The organism is uncultured Amaricoccus sp. (assembly GCF_937891315.1).
GTDB lineage: Bacteria > Pseudomonadota > Alphaproteobacteria > Rhodobacterales > Rhodobacteraceae > Amaricoccus.
In genome coordinates, this window is record NZ_CALAGI010000150.1 from 1 (window position 1) to 3,928 (window position 3,928).

General features: G+C 69.7%; 4 protein-coding genes. All 4 read left to right on the forward strand.

Annotation, left to right across the window (positions count from 1 at the left end; translation table 11 throughout):
* Positions 1-2 precede the first annotated feature (2 nt).
* Genes Q0480_RS14715 through Q0480_RS14730 form a run of 4 tightly spaced genes read left to right on the forward strand, consistent with a single transcriptional unit; the run spans position 3 to position 3,876 of the window.
* Positions 3-653 carry an isochorismatase family cysteine hydrolase gene (locus Q0480_RS14715; protein WP_299134047.1) on the forward strand — a complete coding sequence of 217 codons (651 nt, stop codon included), beginning with the start codon at positions 3-5 and terminating at the stop codon, positions 651-653.
* A gap of 27 nt (positions 654-680) precedes the next feature.
* Positions 681-2,276 carry a hypothetical protein gene (locus Q0480_RS14720; RefSeq protein WP_299134049.1) on the forward strand — a complete coding sequence of 532 codons (1,596 nt, stop codon included), beginning with the start codon at positions 681-683 and terminating at the stop codon, positions 2,274-2,276.
* A complete protein-coding gene (locus tag Q0480_RS14725) occupies positions 2,273-2,482 on the forward strand; it encodes an AtzG-like protein (protein ID WP_299134050.1) in 210 nt (69 codons plus the stop codon). Before Q0480_RS14720 ends, Q0480_RS14725 begins: the two co-directional genes overlap by 4 nt.
* The gene (locus Q0480_RS14730; RefSeq protein WP_299134051.1) at positions 2,479-3,876 is read left to right on the forward strand and encodes an AtzE family amidohydrolase; all 1,398 of its coding nucleotides are present in this window, start codon (positions 2,479-2,481) and stop codon (positions 3,874-3,876) included. The genes Q0480_RS14725 and Q0480_RS14730 overlap by 4 nt, the downstream gene beginning before the upstream one ends.
* Positions 3,877-3,928 lie beyond the last annotated feature (52 nt).

Below are 3,928 nucleotides of genomic sequence, written 5' to 3' on the forward strand. Positions count from 1 at the left end.
CGATCAGGTTCGACCCCGCGCGGACCGCGCTCGTCATCATCGACATGCAGCGCGATTTCATCGAGCCCGGCGGCTTCGGCGAGACGCTCGGCAACGACGTCGGCCTGCTGCGGCGAGCCATCGGGCCCTGCGCGGCCGCGCTCAAGGCGGCGCGCGCGGCCGGGGTGATGGTGATCCATACGCGCGAGGGGCACCGGCCGGACCTCTCGGACGCGCCTCCGGCCAAGGTGGCCCGGGGCGCGCCCTCGAAGCGGATCGGCGATCCCGGACCGATGGGTCGCATCCTGGTCCGCGGCGAGGTCGGCCACGGCATCATCGCCGAACTCGCACCGCTCGGCGACGAGACGGTGATCGACAAGCCGGGCAAGGGCGCCTTTCACCAGACCGATCTCGAACAGGTGCTGCGCAATCGCGGCGTCGAGGTGCTGATGGTCTGCGGCGTCACCACCGAGGTCTGCGTCCATACCACGATCCGCGAAGGCAATGATCGCGGCTACAAATGCGTGGCGCTGGCCGATGCCTGCGCCTCCTATTTCCCCGAGTTCCATCGCGTGGGGCTCGAGATGATCAAGGCCCAGAGCGGAATATTCGGCTGGGTCAGTGACAGCGCCGCCTTCGTCGAAACCCTCGCGGCGGCGCGTCAGGCAGCCTGACCCCGCGCAAACTGGAGAGCCCTCATCATGCAGACTTCCATGGCCCGACCGGTCAAGCTCTGGGTGCCGGGCGACTGGAACGCCCTGTTCGGCTTCGGCACCAATATCCTCGTCAACCTGCTGGTGCTGACCGGGCTGCTGCAATTCGTGATCAAGATGCCGACCGACATCATCTTCGGCCGCATCCTGCCCGCGACCGGCCTGATGATGTTCCTTTCCACCGGATACTACGCCTGGCTCGCCTATACCTATGCCAGGAGGACCGGCCGCGACGATGTCTGCGCCCTGCCCTCGGGCATTTCGGTGCCGCATATGTTCGTCGTGACCTTCGTCATCATGCTGCCGATCACCATCGAGACCGGCGATCCGATCATGGGCTGGGAGGCCGGCCTCGTCTGGGTGTTCTTCCAGAGCTTCATCCTGATGATCGGCGGCTTCATCGCGCCGTTCGTGCGGCGGGTGACACCGCGGGCCGCCCTGCTCGGCGCGCTGGCCGGCGTGTCCATCGCCTTCATCGCGATGAAGCCGGCCTTCGACATGTTCCTGAACCCGGTCATCGGCATGGTCTGTTTCGGGATCATCCTCGTCTCCTGGTTCGGCGGCGTGCGCTATCCTCGCGGCATTCCCGCCGGTCTCATTGCCATCGCCTTCGGCATGGCGGTGGTCTGGGGCGCCGCCATGCTCGGCTACGAGGTCGCCGGCATCAACGCCGCCGGCCTCCAGAGCGCCTTCTCGAATTTCGGCTTCTCCTTCCCGACACCGGCCATCGATCATGTGCGGGACGGGTTCAAGTTTCTCGGCATCATCCTCGTCACCGCCATCCCGTTCGGCATCTATGACCTCGTCGAGGCCATGGACAACGTCGAGAGCGCCGAGGCGGCGGGCGACCACTACCCCACCACCCGCGTCCTGACCGCCGACGGCGTGGTCAGCCTGATCGGTTGCCTGATGGGCAACCCCTTCATCAACGCCGTCTATATCGGCCACCCGGGCTGGAAGGCGATGGGCGGCCGCGTCGGCTATTCCTTCGCCACCGGCATCATGGTGATCGTGCTCTGCTGGTTCGGGGTGATCGCCGTGGTCCTCGCCCTGGTCCCGATCGTCGCCATCTCGCCGATCCTGCTCTATATCGGCATGCTGATCGGCGCGCAGGCCTTCCAGAGCACGCCGTCCAGCCACGCGCCGGCCGTCGTCCTCGCCCTGCTGCCGAGCATCGCGGCCTGGGCGCTGACCATGGTCAACGGCGCGCTCGGCGCGGCCGGGGTACAGGTCACGCCCGAGCTCATCACGGCGATGGCCGGCAATGGCGTGCTCTATCAGGGCCTGCATATCCTGGGCGGCGGCGCGATCCTCTCGGGCCTGATCCTCGCCTCGATCGCGGTGTTCATCATCGAGCGCAAGCTCGAGACGGCGGCGATCTTCGCCCTCGTCGGCGCCGCGCTGACCTTCTTCGGCTTCATGCACGGTGAATCGATCGGCTTCAACGTGACGCCGCTGGTGGCCCTCGCCTACGTGATCCTGGGCGGGTTCCTCTATCTCTCCGGTCGCCTCGCGATCGCGGGCGATGAACCCGCTCCGACCCCGGATCGGATGGTCGATCCGATCGCGCAGCCGGCCGAATGACCGACGCGGACGCCTATATCGACGCGGCGGCGGGGCTCATGGGCCTCGCCATCGCGCCGGACCACCGAGCCGGGGTGCGCCGGTTCCTGGGGATCGCCGCCGAAATGGCGGTGGTCCTCGATCAGGTTCCGCTGGATGATGGCGCGCTCGAACTCGCGCCGGCCTACCTTCCACCTGGCCGCCCGCGGCCCGACCCCACCGCATGACCGATCCGACAGGCCCCTGGGTGGCGGCGGCCGAGATCGCCGCCGCCGTCACGCGCGGCGCGGTCAGCGCCCGCGCGGTGACCGAGGCGGCGCTGGCGCGCATCGCGGGCGACAATCCCCGCGTCAACGCCTATACGGACGTGACCGTCGACCGCGCCCTGGCCGAAGCGCGGGCGATCGACGCCGCCCGCGCCGCCGGCGCGGCGCTCGGGCCGCTGGCCGGCGTTCCCTTCGCGGTCAAGAACCTGTTCGACATCGCCGGCCTGCCGACGCGCGCCGGCTCGAAGATCAACCGCGAGCGCGCGCCCGCCACGCGCGACGGCGTGCTCCTGCGCCGGATGACAGCGAGCGGGGCGGTCCTGCTCGGCGGGCTCAACATGGGCGAGTATGCCTATGATTTCACCGGCGAGAACGCGCATGACGGCGCCTGCCGCAATCCGCACGATCCGGACCGGATGACCGGCGGCTCGTCCTCCGGCTGCGGCGCGGCGACCGGCGCGGGGCTGGCGCCGGTTTCACTCGGCTCCGACACCAACGGCTCGATCCGGGTGCCCGCCTCGCTCTGCGGCGTCTTCAGCCTGAAGCCGACCTATGGGCGACTGCCGCGCACCGGGGCCTTTCCCTTCGTCGACAGCCTCGACCATCTCGGCCCCTTCGCCCGGACCGCCGCCGACCTCGCGCTCGCCTACGATGCCTTGCAGGGCCCCGATCCGCACGACCATGCCTGCGCCCAGCGCCTGGTCGAGCCCACGGCGCCCCGCCTCGGCGAAGGTGTCGCGGGGCTGCGCTTCGGGGTCGCGGACGGCTGGTTCCTGGAAAAATCGGGCGGGGAAGCGCGCGCCGCCCTCGCCAGCGTCGCGGAGATGTTCGGCGCGAAGCCCGTCTCGCTCGACGGTGTCGAGGCCGGGCGGGCGGCGGCCTATATCATCACCAATTCCGAAAGCGCCGCCTTCCATCTCGACCGGCTGCGGACGCGGGCGACGGACTTCGACCCCGACACCCGCGACCGCTTCCTCGCCGGCGCGCTGCTGCCCGCCGCCTGGGCGGTGCGGGCGCAGCGGGTCCGGCAGTGGTGGCTCGAGCGGATGCTCGAAGTCTTTCGCGGCCTGGACCTGATCCTCGCGCCCGCGACCCCCTGCGCGGCGCCGCTGATCGGGCAGAAGACGCTGGAACTCGGCGGCGCGACACTGCCGCTGCGCCCCAATCTGGGGCTGATGGCGCAGCCTTTCTCCTGCGTCGGCCTGCCGGTGGTGACCGTGCCCGTCTTCGCGGCCGGCGCCATGCCGATCGGCGTGCAGATCATCGCCCCGCCCTGGCGCGAGGACATGGCCCTGCGCGCCGCCGCCGAACTGGAACGCGCCGGCCTCGCCGTCGCGCACCCGCCGACCGCCTGATACCAGATCCGTTTGATTGGTTCGGATCGAGATGTTTTCGCGGACCGCTCTT

Excerpts from the sequence above, each read along its gene's own strand:
- Q0480_RS14730 (WP_299134051.1), top strand. The coding sequence starts at position 2,479 with ATGACCGATCCGACAGGCCCCTGGGTGGCGGCGGCCGAGATCGCCGCC.
- Q0480_RS14725 (WP_299134050.1), top strand. The coding sequence starts at position 2,273 with ATGACCGACGCGGACGCCTATATCGACGCGGCGGCGGGGCTCATGGGC.
- Q0480_RS14720 (WP_299134049.1), top strand. The coding sequence starts at position 681 with ATGCAGACTTCCATGGCCCGACCGGTCAAGCTCTGGGTGCCGGGCGAC.